Source organism: Symbiopectobacterium sp. Eva_TO, from assembly GCF_053848865.1.
Window position 1 is genome coordinate 738363 of record NZ_JBSPEY010000004.1, and the last position, 17974, is coordinate 756336.

Below are 17974 nucleotides of genomic sequence, written 5' to 3' on the forward strand. Positions count from 1 at the left end.
CCACTGTCAAACCCCTTCGCGCTCTGTGCTACAGGCAGGCACTTTCTTGCGGCGTAACCACTGCGCAGGTTTCAGTTCGCTGACCAGCACCCCGATAACCATCAGCGCGGCACCCACAATCGCTAAGCCGGGCAAACGGTCACCGGCAAGACGACCGACAATGCCCGCCCACACCGGTTCGCTGGCGTAGATGACGGTGGCACGCGTAGGGGACACTGCCTTTTGCGCCCAGTTCATGGTCAGTTGAATCACAATGCTGGCGGCACCAAGGCCGATGCAGCCCAGCAACCAGGCCCAGGAGAAGGCGGGCAACGACTCACCGGTTACTGGCATTAACAGCAGGGATAGCAGTCCCGTCGTCAGCAACTGTACAGTAGTCACCCGGCGCACATCGACTTTCCCGGCGAAATGGCCGATAAGAATGATTTCGACCGCAATCGCCAGCGCACTGAGCAGCGTGACCCATTCGCCCTGACTCATACTGAGATGGCCCGCATCGGGTCCTGCCAACAGCATCAGGCCGACAAACGCGAAAACAATCCCCACCAGACTCATGACGCCGGGGCATCGCCGTAGCACCAGCCATTGCAGCAGCGGCACCAGAGGGACATACAGCGCGGTAATAAACGCCGATTGGCTGCTGGTGATGGTTTGCAGGCCATAGGTTTGTAAACCGTAGCCCAGCAGGATACTTGCTCCGATGGCAAAACCCGCATAGCACTCCTGAAGTGTCAGTCCCGCCAATGCGCGCCGAAAAACCAGAAGGCTGATGATACCGGCCGTGGTAAAGCGCAGCCCAACAAAAAACAGCGGACCACTGTGCTGCATGGCCAGATGAACCACTAAAAAGGTGGTTCCCCACCCTAAATAACTGTTCCGAATAGTAGATCACCTGAAGGGAACTCAGTCCGAGTTGAGCGATCTGATCAATCGATAAAGATCCCAAATCATCAACCGGACTGAGCGATGTCGAGCATAGCACCGATACCCCGTAACGAACGACGCCTGATGAAGAAAACTCTCCATAAAACGCGTGACAAGAATCACGCCCGCAGGCTGACCGCCATCCTGATGTTGCACCGGGACGAGCGCGTGAGCGATGTCGCCAGAATGCTTTGCTGCGCCCGTTCGTCAATCGGCAGATGGATTAACTGGCTCACCCTGTACGGCATTGAAGGCCTCAAATCTCTGCGGCCCGGTCGTGGCCGTCGCTGGCCGTTTGAACAGATCTGCGCACTGTTAATCCAGCTCGTAAAGCGTTCCCCTCATGATTTTGGCTATCAGCGTTCGCGCTGGAGCGCGGAACTGCTAGCGATAAAAATCAATGAGATAACCGGTTGCCAGTTGCATGCTTCCACGGTGCGCCGTTGGCTGCCTTCTGCCGGTCTGGTGTGGCGACGCGCAGCTCCTACGCTGCGTATCCGCGACCCGCATAAGGAAGAAAAAATGGAGGCCATCGCGATGGCGCTGGAACAATGCAGCGCGGAACATCCCGTCTTTTACGAAGACGAAGTGGATATTCATCTGAATTCCAAAATTGGCGCGGACTGGCAGGTTCGCGGGAAGCAGAAACGCATCGTGACGCCGGGCCAGAACGAGAAATATTATCTGGCGGGTGCATTACACCGCGGGACGGGAAAAGTCAGCGATGTTGGAGGAAACAGTAAAATTTCGTGTTTTTTATCAGTATTTTAGATCATCTGAGAGCAACGTACAGACGGGCAAAAACGCTCACGCTGATAGTTGATAACTACATTATTCACAAAAGCCGGGAGACGCAGCGCTGGCTGGAAGAAAACCCGAAATTCAGGGTTATTTATCAGCCGGTGTACTCACCATGGGTAAATCATGTAGAGCGGTTATGGCAGGCGTTGCATGAAACCATTACCCGCAATCATCAATGCTGTTCAATGTGGCAGTGACTGAACAAGGTTTGCCGCTTCATGGAAACCGTCAGCCCGTTTCCCAGTGGAAAACATGGACAGGCAAAAGTGTAGCGGTATTAGGAACAGCTATTTAGGCTGTGTCCCTTAATCCCATGAATTATACTAACTGTTTGTTTCTACATCATTTTTAACTATGGCTCGCTACGACCTTCCCGATGAAGCATGGGCTATCATCCAGCCCTTACTCCCTGCTGAACCAGCAACACCACAGGCCGGACGCCCATGGGCTGAGCATCGCATGATTATCAATGGCATGTTCTGGGGGCTGTGCTCTGGTGCCCCATGGCGTGATTTACCTGAGCGATACGGCCCATGGAAAACCGTTTATAACCGCTTTAACCGATGGTCAAAATCGGGAGTCATTAACATTATTTTCAATAAGTTACTTTCATCACTTGATGCCCATGGCCTCGTGGACTGGTCAGCGACTGCGCAGGATGGTAGCAATATCAGGGCGCTGAAATGTGCTGCCGGTGCTCAAAAAAACATCCCGATATCACCGGAGATAATGGGCTGGGTCGCTCTCGAGGTGGTTTTGGCACCAAAATCCATATGGCTACAGACGGAAGTGGTCTTCCGTTAAACATCGTGTTGAGCCCCGGTCAGGCTCATGAAAGTCAGTTTGCACTACGTCTTTTGGACGGTATTGGTGTTCAACGCCAGAACGGCAGTATGAAACGCCGTGGTCATGCGGTACTCGCTGACAAGGCGTACTCCGGGCATGTATTACGTAACGAGCTGAAAAACAGAGGTATAAAAACTGTCATCCCCCGAAAATCCACTGAAAAAATGGCGGTGGATGGTCGTTCAAAGCTCGATCGTGACGCCTACCGCAATCGGAACGTTGTTGAGCGGTGCTTTGGCCGTCTGAAAGAATACCGTCGCATTGCGACACGTTACGACAAAACGGCGAGGAATTATCTGGCAATGTTGAAACTGGGCTACATCCGCCTGTTTTACCAGAGGTTATGTAATTAAGGGACACAGCCTAGTGGTCTTTCTAAAAAACTTTGCAAGGAGTCAATGTCATTATAGCCCAATATGAAAAAACGGTCGTCGGTATAAAAATCATATTGCATTATTTTTATATTGTTGGTTATTATTTTTTTGTTAAAAGCAAGAGCCTCTATCGTTCGTAACGTTAAACCATCTTGTCCTGGGTGGTTTATTTCTATAACAACGTCAGACTCAATAACTTTCTGTATGTTTTCTTTATAATCAAGAGATTGGTTTTTGTAAAAAAATGGGTAACCCATTGATTTGTTATATTTATCAAAAAGATAAAAATCAAGTTTGTAATTTAAACGTTTAAAATAAGGGTAATGACTCCAATTAGTAGAACATGTGTTTTTCGTAGTGGCACACTGATACTGGCCACCTGAGCGGAGGTGATATGCTCACCTCATCAACACGACAGGTGACCTCATGGGTAAACATTTGACGGCGGAATTTAAGCTCGAAGCCGCAAAGCTGGTTGTCGACCACGGCTACACATACGTTAAGGCCGCAGAGGCGGTTAATGTCAGCCATTCTGCCATTAGTCGCTGGGTCAATAAGCTTCGCCTTGAACGACAGGGAAAAACGCCAACGGGACTTCCTCTTACCCCTGAACAGCTCGAGCTGCGTGAGATGAAGAAAAAAGTCCAATGCCTTGAAATGGAGAACGAAATCCTAAAAAAGGCTACGGCGCTCTTAATGTCGGACTCACTCAACGGTTCACGGTAGTCGACAGGCTGAGGGCGCGATACCCGGTCACGGCGTTGTGCCAAACTTTTGAGGTACATCGCAGCAGCTACAGGCACTGGCAGGCTTCCGCTAATGAACCCGACGGTGAGCGCGTGGTTAAGTGTAGTCGCGTCATGGAAGCCTGGAACGCCAGCGGCGGCTCTGCCGGCGCTCGAAGTATCGCGACCATCGTCACCGGCAGCTCTGGTGTCAAAATGGGGCGCTGGCTGGCTGGCAAGCTGATGAAGGAGCTGGGTATCGCCAGCTGCCAGCGACCGGCTCACAAATACAAACGCGGCGGCAATGAACACGTTGAAATACCGAACTATCTCAACCGCCAGTTCGCGGTTACCGCGCCGGATCAGGTCTGGTGCGGCGATGTGACCTACATCTGGACGGGCAAATTCTGGGCTTACCTTGCGGTGGTGCTAGACCTGTTCGCCCGCAAACCGGTGGGCTGGGCCATGTCGACGTCGCCGGACTCGGCGCTGACAGTTAAAGCGTTGCAGATGGCCTGGGAACTCCGGGGACAACCAACAGGAGTCATGTTCCACAGCGACCAGGGCAGCCACTATACCAGCCGTCAATACCGGCAAGCCCTGTGGCGCTGCCGGATAAAGCAGAGTATGAGTCGGCGGGGTAACTGCTGGGATAATGCGCCAATGGAGCGGTTCTTCCGCAGCCTGAAGACAGAATGGGTGCCGACAAAGGGTTACAACAGCTTCAGCGAAGCCCAGGACGCGATTATCCGCTACATCACGGGGTATTACAGCGCTATCCGGCCTCACTGGTATAACGGCGGCTTAACTCCAAACGAATCTGAGCGACTGTTCTACATACAGTCTAATGCGGTGGCCAATATTAGTTGACCACTACACACCGCCCGTTTTGGTATTGTAAGCGTACCAGAGCCAGTGCTGTAGCGCCTGACTGCCAACGAAGCTCCATTGCTCATCAAGTTCACAGATAAGGGCGACGTCGGCGTGAGCAACGGGAGAAGACGTTATCCTGCGGGGCGAGAGCTTTTTAAAGCCCGGATGACCGTATTGATGCCGATTTTCAACGTTCTGGCGGTATCGCGAACACCGGCACCGTTGAAGGCCATATCAACGATCTGCTCTTTGACTCCCGGCTTTCGCGCTTCATAGCGGTAGGTAAGCTGGAATACACGGCGACAGCAGTGACACCGGAAGCGTTCGCGCTTAGTTGGACTAAGGCCATGTCGATAAACTTTATCTGAATGGCAGCGAGGGCAATGAACAAAAGCAGTAACCACGTGGAAACCTCAAATAGCGGCAGAATATCACAAAAGCCAACTATTTGAAGGCATTACTTTTTAAGTATGGTGTCAATATCTTGGGATGTAAATGGAAGGAACTGCTTTAAGTATATGAAGTTATATTTTTTACAGTCGGATGGGTCGAAACTATATACTTTATCAAAATGTGAGTCTATTTCTTTAATAATATCTCCATCAGGTGGAAGCCATCTTTTGTTTTCTTTCATTCCTCTTTCTAAATGAATTATAGTATCTCGAATCACTAAGACTTTTTTACATGGGAGTGTTTTTATTATATCAAGAAAACCTAAAAAACTATATCCATTGCAAATTATTAAATCATCTTCTTTTATTTTTTTTAGTTTTAAAAAAACATGTATCTTAACGAATAACCAATTATTAATATTGGCTTTTTTAAGTCTAATATTATTTCTTGTAAAATGCTTCATGACATTTTTTATTTCTGTGACGCCATGCGGCCCTAAATTTTTTATCATGAGCTTTTCATAATTGGCATTCCATTCTAAAAAATATACATTCATGAAACAATTCTATTATTTTGTTATGATATATTTTAATCTTGCTAAAATCCCGTTTAATAAGTGATATTTCCGGAACTCATGCTTTGATTTTTTCTTCCATTGTAAAGATGTTCGGGGTTTAAGTAACGGTACATCATGCCATTCTGAGGCTAGATATGCTTTTTGAAAGAAAATTGTTGAAGGATACTGTCCCCATTCATTCCAAGGCTTAGTTGTACCAACATAATGAATTAAGATAGATTCATTATTTATGATTTTTTTATATTTCTGATGAGTCCTGTCGTATAACTCGCTTTTTATACTATAGATGCTATTGTATTTTCTGGGTAAGAGAAATGTTTTGCCGAGCAAAAGCATATTTAATGCATCTTGATCCGGATATTTTAGTTCTGAATGTTCAAAGATAAATTTAATAACGTTAGAGGTTAAGTTTTGTTGATGCCATTGTTTTAAATCCACAAACATTACACCAGAATTAAAATAGACATCTTCTATTTCTGGACAATCGAGTCTTTCAATTGCTTTCTTATCCATCCCCTCAATATCAGTTACAACCGCACAAATAGCATTATCAAAAGATAAATGTATTAATTCATCAAGGGGGTCTTTACATACAATATCGGCATCAAGATATAATAATCGATCTGTATATGATCCCAAGTAATCGAATGCGATTAATCTGTAATAAGCAGAATAAGGCCAATTTTTTGTGGGTAAGTCTTTTAATGGTGTGTTTTCAATGTAATATATGAATACATCTACATTAAATCTACCTGACATTTTCTTGAAACGATGAAGATCATCATCGCTTATGGAGTCAATGAAAAAGTGTAAGGTGATAGGAATTTCACTATTTATAATTGTCGATGTAGCCGAAATTGCAGCACCGAATAAAAAATTCTTATCGACACCGTATGCAATATGCAACATCTTCTCTTTGTTGGTTTCCTGCGCACCAAGAAATTCAATCTTATTCTTGATCACACTGCTATCAAAATACATAATTTTCTATGCTCTGAATTAGATGATTTTTTTTAAGAAATAAAGTAAGTAGTTTTTTAAACCTGAAAATATTTTTTTATTATGAAATTCATGTTTGGCACAATAACGCAGCTGATTAGCTGAATGAGCTTTAAGCAATTCAGCGTCTTTCCATGGGGAGTTATTTTTTGCGTTTGTAAAATAGCATGATGAGTCATAATAAATGGCCCACTCATGCCACGGCTTTGTTGGGCCTATATAATGAATGAATACCGTGTTATTGGTGATGGGGGTGAGCATTTTTTTATTTTCATTTAGCTCATAATTAATACTAAACTGGGTGTTGTATTTTTTATCCAAAAAAATAACTTTATTCACAAACAATATGTTTAATATATCTTGATCTAAAAATGATATCTTTTCTTTTATTTCATCTTTGGAAAGAAGATTCATTGCTTGCCGACTGATATCTTCTTTCGCCCATAAAGGAATATTTATTAAAAGGAATCCTGCATTAAAATAACCATTACTTATATCCTCATCCCCTAACGCATGTGCCCGCTTGGTCCACCAGGATTTCTCTCCTTCACTGACCACGGCAGCGAGATGAACGCTCAAGTCTAGATTTATTAACTCATCCAGTTTCCCATTACAAATAATATCAGCATCAAGATAAAGTACTTTAGATGATAACCCATTGAAAAAATCAGCAATGATAAAACGAAAATAGGTTGCATAAGACCAGTTTTTAGTGCTTGGTAATTTTTTTAACTCATCACAGTTGATAAGATAAACGATGATTTGGGTATTGTATTGATGGCTAAGTTCAGTAAATTCTGAGATGTTTTTTTCATCAAAATAATCGGTAAAAATATGAAATACTATTTCTCTTTCTTTATTATTTAATAATATGGAAGATATGGATATTCCGCAGCCAAACATAAAGTTTTTGTCTATTCCATAAGCAATATTAAATGCACTGGCAGGTAATGTATTAATATTGTCATTTAGTGTTATTTTCTCTTTTATAACATGTTTGATATTAAAATACACAATATCACCATTATTTTAATGTTTTTTGATTGTTATGATTGGAAATAGATTCCATGAATGTAGAGTAATAGTTTTCATCATAAAATCCACTGATGGATTTTTTAATTTCTTCTACATTGTGATTGATTTCTTTTTTTTGTACTTGAGATAATATCTTAATAAAACCTTTGATATTACTCGGAGCATAAAGTTGCCCATTCACACCGTTCTTGATGATATCACCTGGTCCAGATGGGCAATCGCTGCTAACGCAATAAATCCCATAAGACATGGCTTCAAGCAACGTCATGGGAAGCCCTTCAAAAGCAGAACTCATAACAAAAGCTGAGACTTGCTTGATCTCTGTCTGAACATATTCCCACGGCTTTTCTTGCCATCCGTGCCAATGCAAATGATCTGCAATGTCCAGTTGATGCGCGTAGGCCTGGCATATTTCTGCATCTGAACCGTCACCGATAAAATGGCATTCCCATTCACCGTGCAAACCTGAGAAAGCATCTAACATGTCTTTAAGACGCTTTTGACCCTCAAACTTAAGACGCCCGACATAGATAAAGACGGTTTTATCGGTTGGGCGCGGAATCACGACACTTTGTGGCGTGACTGGGTTAAAAATCACAGAGATGCGTTCGGGAGAAACGCCACGCTTTATTAATTGCTGCTCGATACCGGAGCTGATGGCCAAGTGATGATCCGCGACCAGTGCCTGTTCGGCATGTTTTTTGTGGTCGAGAGAGTAGTGCAGCCACGAAATCAGCGGCAGCATTTTCTTACTGTAACGGATCGCTTGTGCCGCAACGCGACAGGATGGCGCATCAAAAGCAATAACCGTATCGGGTTGGTTCTGTTTAATGAAGCGCGCCAGCGCACACGCGTGGCTCATTCTACGCAGAAAGGAGATCTTGATGCCGGAACGATGGCAAATAAAGTGCTTTCCTTCCAGCCAGGCTTTATCCATGCGGTTATCACGGCAGAGGAAATATAAGGTATAGGTGTTTTTAGTGTCTTGATCACATTCCAGGAAGCTAGTGACCTTTTTTATTACTGTTTCAATCCCGCCGAAACCGGAGGTGGCCTCACCGACGAAAAGTATATTCATAATGATAATCAGGACTCGGGTTAAAGTCACCTCGTTATACACATCTCTGTTCGTGCCTGAGCGCGCGTAGCGTTTCGGCGGCCGTCATGACTTTCTGCAAGCCTTTCCAGATAGTTTTTGCGCCTGGTTCACCGTCGCCTTTTCGAGCAAGAAAGCCTCCGAGTTGCGCAACTAAGCGCAATACTTCGTTTAGCTTAGGGCGGCCCTTGGGCATACGCTTGTTCATCAGTAGGTAAGCGCCATGAGTCTCGTCGGAATCAAAGAACAACATTGCGTCCAGCTCTGGACAGGTTCGTCCCATACGCATTAAATAGGCGATGCGCCATGCCACGATCATGAACAGCGCCAATGCCCGCTCAATGCGATCCACGGTCGATAACTGTAACGCTTCGACACAGCAGCCGTTCTTCAGCACATTGAAGAACATCTCGATTTCCCATCTAGCCCGATACCAATCGATCAGCTCCACGATATCTTCTCGTCCTTCAGGTACGCGATTGCTCAGCAACCGCCACTCGACCGGCTTCACGCCTGCTGGCGGCTCAATTTCCTTGGCTATCACACAAGTCACTGCCAACCCGCAACGCAGCGACACTCGCTTCACGCGCAGCGCCTGTTTCACCGTACGCGCCTTCTGCCCCGCGCGAGCCGCCATAACGAATTGGATTTCTCCCACCGGCACGGTCTTTCCAACCTTCTGCCAAAGCTTCTCATTACAGTCCAGACTGCGATTATGAGTCGAGCGGATCAACCAGTCAGCCGGAGTGCCAAGGTCATCAGCGAGCTGCATCAACGCCTTGATATCCGCTTCGCGATCGGCTAAGTACACCAGACGTGTGTTTGGCAACTCCGAGGCGAGTTCAGCAACTCGCTCGTATCCCTCGAGCCAGCGCGTACTCTCCTTGAGCCCATCGCGTTTTCCGTCTGCATCCTTCGGCTCTCTTGCCCACATCCACGCATCCAGTACGCCCAACCCCACGCGATCCGGACTGACCGCGTAGGTCGGATGCAGGTACAGACCACGCCTGGCTTCGTAGTTCAAGGGACTCAAGCCTTGGATTTGCTGCCCGTTGAAGTCAAGCTTGGTAGTGTCTTGGATACACAGCACAACCTCGTGTTCTCGGATCCTTTCCTGCGTACGCTGCCAGTGAGGTTGCAGAATGTCTCGCCATTCGAATGCTTGGTTCTCCATGAAGCGGTAAGCACCCAGCGTCTCAGACCATCCGAGGCACGCATGCGGAATGCTGGCTTGCGGATTCTCAGCCAGCCGTATCAAAAGCCCTTTGGCGCGCTTATTGAGCCTCGTGTCACCAAGATTTACCCCTTCCAGTTCTTGGTGTGCCCAGCCATCTGAATCCCGTGTCATTTTTCAGCGCCGTAAATGGCGATAGTACACGTCGGTTTCACTTCATTTACAACCCCACCGGCTGCCTATTTCAGCCCGCTAACCCTTGGCATATAAGGCGTTGCGGACTTGTGTATAACGAGGTGGGTTAAAGTGCCTTACGCTCTGTTCTTTCTCGAATTTTTTCTGCTTTGGTAAACGCTTCATGAAATAGCGCTTGTTCCTGACGCAACGTAGTACGCAAGGGTTGATGATCAAAATAGATCTTCAGGAAAAACAAGAGATCGTGTTTGCTCAGCCCAATATCGAGTGAGGAAAAATAGAGACCGATAAGATCTTTATTACGCCATCTCAGCGGAACACGTTCGCGGAGTTGTGCCCTATGCAGATCGATGACCGAAAGTGTAAATTGCGTATCGAGGGGCTGATAAGGCTGACGCAGCAAGAAATGGCAAATATAGCAATCACGGTGATTGACGCCACCGGCATGCATCTTTCTCACCATTTCTGCCACACGGCGAATCAGTCGCCGTTTTTCGGCAAACATTGGCGGATTCTTCGGCCAGTTGGCGCAATAATCTTCCAGGCTGATGGCCGGGCTTAAATCCTCTGTAATGATAAAAGATTCGCGCTGTAGCGGGTTTACTCCCCGCTGGCCAAATGCGGCGCCCGTCATGGTGTCTACACCGAGATCGCGCAAACGGTGAATCGCGTTCCATTCACGATCGGCGCCCAATACGGGCAGTCGTAATGAAAGCAGGTTTTTGAGTGCCTCTTTTAATGCCGTACCGCGATGTGTTTTGATAAACCAGGAGCGTCCGGCCAAAGTAAAACGTAATGTTTTGCGGCTCTCTAGTGCGCGAAAGACATCGCCATCCAGTTTTTTGACTTCTTCAAACGGGTCGCGTTTCTGCCAGAGTGAAGCGAATGGCTCTTTTAACGTAATGACACTTTTCATTTAGTGACGATCCTGGCCCGCAATCAGCTGCGCGGCTTTTTCCGGTAAGCTGTAAAGATCTTCCGTATCGGCATAATGCCGGGCATTCTCCGACCAGCGATGCAACGTTTCCGTTTGTCCTAATGCCCTGTGCAGCGCAGCGTTCAGCGCTTCCTGACTGAAGGGGGAGGCGATGATCTGGCCTGCTTGTGCCTTATCAATATGGAACGCGTAGCCACATACCTCTGTCACGATAACCGGTAGCCCGGCAGTAATCGCTTCAAGGAGCACTATGCCTGCGGCTTCCTGATGTGCAGGGTGGAGTAACAGATCTGCGGCGGCCATAAAATCAGGAACATCGCTACGCCCAGCGAAAAAGCGCACCTGTTTATCAATCCCTAACTGACCTGCCAGCGCCTGATAACGGTCGGGTTTATCTTGGCCGACAACCAGGAAAACGACCGTTTCCCGTAGTGCTTCCGGCAGGCTGGCAACAACGCGCAGGCTGCGCTCGACGCCCTTACGCTTGAAATCTGAGCCGACTTGCAGCAGTACCAAGGCGTTTTCGGGGATGTTTTGCGCATGACGAAAGGTCTGGCGAACGCCGGGAGTCTGCTGGTCATATTTTCTGTCCAGCGCAATGCCCGGTGGAAGAATCAGAAAACGCTCATCCTGCGTACCATAATGTTTTTTAAAATCTGCAATCTGGCGTTGAGTCAGCATCAGCATTTTGGTGTTTACGCTTGGGCTGAATACCGCTTTTTCAAAAGCGGCGTAGTGCTTGTAGCGCGGTGTTAAGCGATAGAAAAATCCTTTCTCCTGCTCAACCTTTTCTGCGTAGCACACATCAGCGGCGTAATAAAAATCCAGTCCTGGCATTTTATTGAATCCCACCACGCGATCGACAGGGTGCAATTGCAGATGGTGTTGAATCCACTCACTGTAGCGTTGATGCCGCGTGTTATTGCTGATACCCACCGTGGGCACCAAAATAATCTCAAGATTCTCAGGCTCTTCTCCCTGCCAGGACAACACATACACTCGCACACGGTGACCGTGCTTGACGCAGGCCTGAGCAATACTGAGGAAATCGCGCTGCAAGCCGCCAAACGGGAAATATTTATACAAGCAGAAGGCAATATTCATGCCGAATTCCTTATCTTTCTGCGGTATTTAGCGAAGCACCCGTAGGGTCGGTCAGCAACTTTGCTGCGGCGTGAATTACGTCTTGAGCAGGGATACATGACAGGTATTTTTTATTCCTATCGAGATGCTCTCTCTCAGGCATGGCGGTGTAGTCTCCCGCCCACAGGACAATATGGTTATCTGACCAAGGTCTCCATTTGCCGTGATCCGTCGGCCCAAACAGGCAAACCGTTGGCGTTGCGAGCGCTGCTGCCATGTGCATTGGTGCAGAGTCGACGCCGATATAGAGTACGGCGTTGTCGATCAATGCTGCCAGTTCAAGAAAATGCGTTTTACCGGCAAGCGACAGATTAGGTTTGTGTTCGCACAGGGTGCTGATCTCATTCACCACCGCCAAGTCGTCGGCACCGGGACCACAGGTAAGGACGACTTCTAACCCTTGCTGTTTCAGATGATCAATAACCTGCGCAAATTTATCGTTATCCCAGCATTTAAAATACTGTCTGGCGGTCGGCTGGATGACCACATAAGGCGTTGCCGCTAATTTAGGCGCGAGGGCAAAAACGCGGTCAGCATCTTCCGGGCCATAGTACAGCGACAGCGGGCGTGTCCTGTCTTCCTCTGGCACACCCAGAGGGGCAAGCAAAGAGAAGTTCTGCTCAACGATATGTTGCCCCGTTGGTTCCAGACAACGTGTGAAACAGGCGCGCCATAGCGACTGTCTGGCGCCGCCGCGTTGAATGGAGAGGCTATAAGGGCAGTTCAACGATTTAATCAGCAGCGCTATTGGCCACTGGTCGGCCAGATTCACAATCAGGTCATAGCGATTTCGTTTGAGTGTGTTGCGCATGGTGAGAAAATCACTGACTTTTTCCATTGCGCCAGCGGTTTTTCTTTTTAAACCGTATAACCGGTGGATATCGGGATGCTTGGAAAGGATAGGGATGGTGTCCTCGTAGAGCAGCACATCAATAGCAGCTTCTGGGTAACGCGCTTTTAGCGTGCTGATAAGCGGCGTCGTCGTCAGCATATCCCCATGAAAACGCAGCTTTACAATCAAGATCCGGTTATAGGTAAGGGTTTTGAGGCTCACTCGCTTTCCTTCAGTTAAGGCCATATCGTTATACACATCTTTTGGCCATTTTTTGAACAGGATGCTCAGAACCCCGTGAATTAAGGCATTCAAGCCATCCCATTGGCTTTTTGAGGTTCAAAATGCCACTCTGAGATAAACCCGTAACTCATTGATTAAACAGTGCGTTAGAAAGATGTGTATAACGATATGAGTTAAGGCATATAAACCAGAAAATGACCACGCTACCGCCCCTGGCTTTTCAGCTACCAGTGGGCTGCGCGCTATTATGCGAATTGTTATCAGGCGTAACGTAAATAAATACACAGGCTCTACTATTTTATACCGCTATGGTACTAAAAGCTGTATGCCTCTCACAGTGACAATTACGCTAAATAACTGTTCCGAATCGTAGATCACCTGAAGGGAACTCAGTCCGAGTTGAGCGATCTGATCAATCGATAAAGATCCCAAATCATCAACCGGACTGAGCGATGTCGAGCATAGCACCGATACCCCGTAACGAACGACGCCTGATGAAGAAAACTCTCCATAAAACGCGTGACAAGAATCACGCCCGCAGGCTGACCGCCATCCTGATGTTGCACCGGGGCGAGCGCGTGAGCGATGTCGCCAGAATGCTTTGCTGCGCCCGTTCGTCAATCGGCAGATGGATTAACTGGCTCACCCTGTACGGCATTGAAGGCCTCAAATCTCTGCGGCCCGGTCGTGGCCGTCGCTGGCCGTTTGAACAGATCTGCGCACTGTTAATCCAGCTCGTAAAGCGTTCCCCTCATGATTTTGGCTATCAGCGTTCGCGCTGGAGCACGGAACTGCTAGCGATAAAAATCAATGAGATAACCGGTTGCCAGTTGCATGCTTCCACGGTGCGCCGTTGGCGGCCTTCTGCCGGTCTGGTGTGGCGACGCGCAGCTCCTACGCTGCGTATCCGCGACCCGCATAAGGAAGAAAAAATGAAGGCCATCGCGATGGCGCTGGAACAATGCAGCGCGGAACATCCCGTCTTTTACGAAGACGAAGTGGATATTCATCTGAATCCCAAAATTGGCGCGGACTGGCAGGTTCGCGGGAAGCAGAAACGCATCGTGACGCCGGGCCAGAACGAGAAATATTATCTGGCGGGTGCATTACACAGCGGGACGGGAAAAGTCAGCGATGTTGGAGGAAACAGTAAAAGTTCGTGTTTGTTTATCAGTATGTTAGAGCATCTGAGAGCAACGTACAGACGGGCAAAAACGCTCACGCTGATAGTTGATAACTACATTATTCACAAAAGCCGGGAGACGCAGCGCTGGCTGGAAGAAAACCCGAAATTCAGGGTTATTTATCAGCCGGTGTACTCACCATGGGTAAATCATGTAGAGCGGTTATGGCAGGCGTTGCATGAAACCATTACCCGCAATCATCAATGCTGTTCAATGTGGCAGTTACTGAACAAGGTTCGCCGCTTCATGGAAACCGTCAACCCGTTTCCCAGTGGAAAACATGGACAGGCAAAAGTGTAGCGGTATTAGGAACAGCTATTTAGGTTGAGGGGGCGTCTGTGCTAGGGGGGCGGGTCCATTTTCCCGTCAGCGTCATGCCAAGGCAGAACGTGACCAGCCACGCCATCAACGGTAATGACTCCAATTAGTAGAACATGTGTTTTTCGATGAAGGCTCCGATGACTTTTTCGTGGATCTCGACGGAGCGCGAGAAGCAAATCGTTTTACGCGCCAGTCGTTTAATGCGGGTATGGAGCGTCAGGTTATTGCGCTCTATGCGTTGCGTGAAGATCTTGCCAGTCAGATGTTTCTGCTTCCGAACCTCTCTTGCATAGCTGCCCCAGTTGTCACTGGTAATCATGCCGATGTTGAACGGTGTCAACAGAGCCAGCAATTCACGGCAGGTCTCATCGGTTCGGGGGCCAAAAGTGTAGGCCAGAACATCGCCCGTTTTGGTATTGTAAGCGTACCAGAGCCAGTGCTGTAGCGCCTGACTGCCAACGAAGCTCCATTGCTCATCAAGTTCACAGATAAGGGCGACGTCGGCGTGAGCAACGGGAGAAGACGTTATCCTGCGGGGCGAGAGCTTTTTAAAGCCCGGATGACCGTATTGATGCCGATTTTCAACGTTCTGGCGGTATCGCGAACACCGGCACCGTTGAAGGCCATATCAACTATCTGCTCTTTGACTCCCGACTTTCGCGCTTCATAGCGGTAGGTAAGCTGGAATACACGGCGACAGCAGTGACACCGGAAGCGTTCGCGCTTAGTTGGACTCATATCGTTATACACATCTTTCTAACGCACTGTTTAATCAATGAGTTACGGGTTTATCTCAGAGTGGCATTTTGAACCTCAAAAAGCCAATGGGATGGCTTGAATGCCTTAATTCACGGGGTTCTGAGCATCCTGTTCAAAAAATGGCCAAAAGATGTGTATAACGATATGAGTTGGACTAAGGCCATGTCGATAAACTTTATCTGAATCGCAGCGAGGGCAATGAACAAAAACAGTAACCACGTGGAAACCTCAAATAGCGGCAGAATATCACAAAAGCCAACTATTTGAAGGCATTACCCCATCAACATATCCCGCGCAAAGAGAATGACATCACTCAAGCCAAACATAAGTAAGGCAAATAACAGCGCAATGGAAAAGTGGCTGCGCAACGGCTTTGTTGAATAATAGGGAATCGTGCTGTTTTACTATGCCGATTTTGGTAGAAAATGCTTATCACCTCAGGCATTCCGTTTTCTCATGATGCTTAACTGCATGATTTTACGTTGCTGGAAACAATCGTTTTACTGGGCTGGTAGCATAAAATCTGTTTATTCAACAAAGCCCTGCGCAACACAAAAATCGAAAAATAAGAGAGCGCGACATAAAACAAAATAATCAGTAGCGCACCGGGCCAGCCTTTCAGTGAAAAAGCTTCAATGACATCGTTATGAAGATGCACGTTCAGGTAACCCAGCGCCCCCTTCATGGCTGGTGTCTTCTGTGCGACGGCGGTGATATGTGCCGCGCGCTGTTCGGCGGATTGTCCGAAAGGCGCAACAAGCCCTGCGTCCATGCCGGATTGAACCATGGCAAACCGTGCGCCTACGGATGTTTGACTGTTGTTCTGGTTGTAGCTGCGCACGTCATTGATCAAATCACTGGTGCGTTTATGGATAGTGTCGTGGAACAGCGCAATGCAGAGCGTTAACGTTATGATGGAGCCCAGCAGCCCCTTAAGTAATTTACGTTTATTATGACGCACTTCTGATAACAGAATCATCGCACCAATCAGGGGATAAACAAAAATGGCCGCCCGTGTCTGTGTCAGGATGATGGTACTGGTTACCAGCAAGAAATGGAGTAAATAGAGGTAATATTTGTAGCGCACATTGAGCGTGAGTAATGCCTGCGCACTCAATGCTCCGATAAACGTCATAAAATAGGCCGCACTGGTTGCCGGGCCAAAGATCAGGCTTACACGGTGCATATCGTGAAAAACTGACTGAAATAGCGCATAAGCCAGCGTCATGATGCAGACTGCGAGGGCGCCAATTTGCAGGATGGGCTGGTTTTTATGTGGCAGGTGGCATGCGGCTAACAGAATAAATGCGCCGAGAATCGCCGCATGTCCGGCAGTGCGATAGCTGGAATAGAAATCGGTAAAAAGTGTGTCGGGGTGATAGTAAAGTGAAAACCAGACAAGGTTGAGACAACCCGTCAGCAACAGAAGGGTGGGCAATATTAACAGGCGTTTGGCGACGAGAACCTGTTTCACATGCGTAACCACATACAGAGCGGCAGACACGCCGGTCAAATAGAACAGCCATCCGGCGATGATGGTACTGTATTAGCTCAGACATGATCTGACAGTTACCGGTTATTTATACAGGTGTCTGTCAGATTAAATCTGGTTCAGATTTTTTTCTGCCCAGACTCGTTTACCATCAAGTAACGTGGCCATTGGCGTACGCCCGCAGCACATTTTACCCTGATGAGTTCGCTCATTATTGTAATGCCACAACCAGTTGTCCAGATCCTTTTGTAGACTTTCTAGGTCCTCGTATAACGTCTTACGGAACGCAACCTGATAAAAATCCTGCAAAATAGTTTTATGGAAGCGCTCGCAGATACCGTTTGTCTGCGGAGACATCGCTTTCGTTTTCGTATGGTCTATATCGTTGATAGCCAAGTACAGCTGATAGTCATGTTGTTCCACTTTACCGCAGTACTCCGTCCCCCTGTCCGTCAGTATTCTTAGCATTGGCAGCCCCTGAGCTTCGTAGAACGGCAGCACGCGATCATTGAGCAGGTCGGCGGCAGAGATCGGTGCTTTACTCGTGTAAAGCTTGCAGTGCGCCACTTTCGAGTACGTATCCACGAACGTCTGCTGGTAGATACGGCCAACACCTTTCAGATTACCGACGTAGTAAGTACGATGCCTTCTCTGGCAACTTTTTCCTCAAGTGCCTTCAGGCGCTTACGAAAGTTTTCCAGATCGTGTCGTTGCCAGATGGAGCGCACACCGCTGCCAGAAATGAAGACGCCTTTTTTACGCAGCTCATTACTGGTCCGGTGCTGGCCATGAGCCGGGAACTCAATGGCGTAATCAACAACCGCACGTTCAGTGGCTTCATCAGCACGGTTTTTCAGGTTGGGAACCCGGCGGTTTTGGTTAACCAGAGCGTCAATGCCGCCTTCTGCCGCCAGTTCCTGATAGCGATAAAACGTGTCGCGTGACACCCCCATGATTTTACAGGCTTTTGATACGTTACCGAGTTCTTCGGCGAGATTGAGCAGGCCGACTTTGTGTTTGATGATGGGATTGTTAGTATGAAGCATGAGAG

At 47.8% G+C, this 17974-nt stretch carries 15 protein-coding genes and 4 pseudogenes; 4 read left to right on the forward strand and 15 right to left on the reverse strand.

What is annotated here, in order from left to right; translation table 11 throughout:
• Window positions 1-6 precede the first annotated feature (6 nt).
• Entirely contained in the window at window positions 7-882 is an 876-nt protein-coding gene (locus tag ACWWJF_RS05805) for a DMT family transporter (RefSeq protein WP_455870952.1), read from the reverse strand.
• A gap of 84 nt (window positions 883-966) precedes the next feature.
• Between ACWWJF_RS05805 and ACWWJF_RS05810 the strand changes: the two are divergent.
• Together ACWWJF_RS05810 and ACWWJF_RS05815 are read left to right on the forward strand one after the other, a co-directional pair.
• Window positions 967-1997, forward strand: a pseudogene (locus ACWWJF_RS05810) (IS630 family transposase).
• A gap of 82 nt (window positions 1998-2079) precedes the next feature.
• A protein-coding gene (locus tag ACWWJF_RS05815; protein WP_455868921.1) for an IS5 family transposase occupies window positions 2080-2924 on the forward strand; the annotation gives its coding sequence in 2 pieces (ribosomal slippage) (window positions 2080-2425 and window positions 2425-2924; 846 coding nt in all).
• Here the strand turns inward: ACWWJF_RS05815 and ACWWJF_RS05820 are convergent.
• Window positions 2921-3202 (reverse strand): hypothetical protein, encoded by a 282-nt coding sequence (locus ACWWJF_RS05820; RefSeq protein ID WP_455868922.1) that lies wholly within the window; start codon window positions 3200-3202, stop codon window positions 2921-2923. The genes ACWWJF_RS05815 and ACWWJF_RS05820 overlap by 4 nt on opposite strands.
• A gap of 169 nt (window positions 3203-3371) precedes the next feature.
• Here ACWWJF_RS05820 and ACWWJF_RS05825 point away from each other — a divergent pair.
• Window positions 3372-4540, forward strand: a protein-coding gene (locus tag ACWWJF_RS05825; protein ID WP_455868923.1) for an IS3 family transposase whose coding sequence is annotated in 2 segments (ribosomal slippage) — window positions 3372-3627 and window positions 3627-4540 — 1170 coding nt in all. Because the reading frame shifts where the segments join, the coding sequence is not laid out codon by codon here.
• A gap of 6 nt (window positions 4541-4546) precedes the next feature.
• Here the strand turns inward: ACWWJF_RS05825 and ACWWJF_RS05830 are convergent.
• From ACWWJF_RS05830 to rfaQ, 9 genes and pseudogenes are all read right to left on the reverse strand, one after another.
• Window positions 4547-4947 (reverse strand): annotated as a pseudogene (locus tag ACWWJF_RS05830) (IS1 family transposase); the annotation flags it as partial.
• Window positions 4948-5000: 53 nt separating this feature from the next.
• Window positions 5001-5492 (reverse strand): hypothetical protein, encoded by a 492-nt coding sequence (locus ACWWJF_RS05835; RefSeq protein WP_455868924.1) that lies wholly within the window; start codon window positions 5490-5492, stop codon window positions 5001-5003.
• 12 nt (window positions 5493-5504) lie between these two features.
• Entirely contained in the window at window positions 5505-6422 is a 918-nt protein-coding gene (locus ACWWJF_RS05840; protein WP_455868925.1) for a glycosyltransferase, read from the reverse strand.
• A 90-nt stretch (window positions 6423-6512) separates the two neighbouring features.
• The gene (waaO, locus tag ACWWJF_RS05845) at window positions 6513-7526 is read right to left on the reverse strand and encodes a lipopolysaccharide 3-alpha-galactosyltransferase (RefSeq protein WP_455868926.1); all 1014 of its coding nucleotides are present in this window, start codon (window positions 7524-7526) and stop codon (window positions 6513-6515) included.
• A 10-nt stretch (window positions 7527-7536) separates the two neighbouring features.
• A complete protein-coding gene (gene waaB / locus ACWWJF_RS05850) occupies window positions 7537-8625 on the reverse strand; it encodes a lipopolysaccharide 1,6-galactosyltransferase (RefSeq protein ID WP_455868927.1) in 1089 nt (362 codons plus the stop codon).
• 34 nt (window positions 8626-8659) lie between these two features.
• Entirely contained in the window at window positions 8660-9991 is a 1332-nt protein-coding gene (locus ACWWJF_RS05855; protein WP_455868928.1) for an IS4 family transposase, read from the reverse strand.
• Between the two features lie 127 nt (window positions 9992-10118).
• Window positions 10119-10928: a lipopolysaccharide core heptose(I) kinase RfaP gene (gene rfaP / locus ACWWJF_RS05860; protein ID WP_455868929.1), complete on the reverse strand. Its 810-nt coding sequence runs from the start codon at window positions 10926-10928 to the stop codon at window positions 10119-10121.
• Window positions 10929-12053: a glycosyltransferase family 4 protein gene (locus ACWWJF_RS05865; RefSeq protein ID WP_455868930.1), complete on the reverse strand. Its 1125-nt coding sequence runs from the start codon at window positions 12051-12053 to the stop codon at window positions 10929-10931.
• A 10-nt stretch (window positions 12054-12063) separates the two neighbouring features.
• Window positions 12064-13146 carry a lipopolysaccharide core heptosyltransferase RfaQ gene (gene rfaQ, locus ACWWJF_RS05870; RefSeq protein WP_455870953.1) on the reverse strand — a complete coding sequence of 361 codons (1083 nt, stop codon included), beginning with the start codon at window positions 13144-13146 and terminating at the stop codon, window positions 12064-12066.
• A gap of 473 nt (window positions 13147-13619) precedes the next feature.
• On the opposite strand from rfaQ, the gene ACWWJF_RS05875 reads away from it, so the two are divergent.
• Window positions 13620-14651 (forward strand): IS630 family transposase, encoded by a 1032-nt coding sequence (locus ACWWJF_RS05875; RefSeq protein WP_455868703.1) that lies wholly within the window; start codon window positions 13620-13622, stop codon window positions 14649-14651.
• A gap of 124 nt (window positions 14652-14775) precedes the next feature.
• Here the strand turns inward: ACWWJF_RS05875 and ACWWJF_RS05880 are convergent.
• The 4 genes and pseudogenes from ACWWJF_RS05880 to ACWWJF_RS05895 form a co-directional block, all read right to left on the reverse strand.
• Window positions 14776-15407, reverse strand: a pseudogene (locus ACWWJF_RS05880) (IS1 family transposase); the annotation flags it as partial.
• Between the two features lie 108 nt (window positions 15408-15515).
• Entirely contained in the window at window positions 15516-15650 is a 135-nt protein-coding gene (locus tag ACWWJF_RS05885; protein WP_455868931.1) for an IS1 family transposase, read from the reverse strand.
• A 244-nt stretch (window positions 15651-15894) separates the two neighbouring features.
• On the reverse strand, window positions 15895-16935 hold the full coding sequence (locus tag ACWWJF_RS05890; protein ID WP_455868932.1) for an O-antigen ligase family protein: 1041 nt from the start codon (window positions 16933-16935) through the stop codon (window positions 15895-15897).
• A 96-nt stretch (window positions 16936-17031) separates the two neighbouring features.
• Window positions 17032-17969, reverse strand: a pseudogene (locus ACWWJF_RS05895) (IS481 family transposase).
• Window positions 17970-17974: the final 5 nt, after the last annotated feature.

What these genes read in the sequence shown, in the direction of transcription:
- ACWWJF_RS05875 (WP_455868703.1), top strand. Translation starts at nt 13,620, where the DNA reads ATGTCGAGCATAGCACCGATACCCCGTAACGAACGACGCCTGATGAAG.
- ACWWJF_RS05835 (WP_455868924.1), bottom strand. Translation starts at nt 5,492, where the DNA reads ATGAATGTATATTTTTTAGAATGGAATGCCAATTATGAAAAGCTCATG.
- ACWWJF_RS05855 (WP_455868928.1), bottom strand. Translation starts at nt 9,991, where the DNA reads ATGACACGGGATTCAGATGGCTGGGCACACCAAGAACTGGAAGGGGTA.
- waaB (WP_455868927.1), bottom strand. Translation starts at nt 8,625, where the DNA reads ATGAATATACTTTTCGTCGGTGAGGCCACCTCCGGTTTCGGCGGGATT.
- ACWWJF_RS05865 (WP_455868930.1), bottom strand. Translation starts at nt 12,053, where the DNA reads ATGAATATTGCCTTCTGCTTGTATAAATATTTCCCGTTTGGCGGCTTG.
- ACWWJF_RS05840 (WP_455868925.1), bottom strand. Translation starts at nt 6,422, where the DNA reads ATGTTGCATATTGCATACGGTGTCGATAAGAATTTTTTATTCGGTGCT.
- ACWWJF_RS05820 (WP_455868922.1), bottom strand. Translation starts at nt 3,202, where the DNA reads ATGGGTTACCCATTTTTTTACAAAAACCAATCTCTTGATTATAAAGAA.
- rfaP (WP_455868929.1), bottom strand. Translation starts at nt 10,928, where the DNA reads ATGAAAAGTGTCATTACGTTAAAAGAGCCATTCGCTTCACTCTGGCAG.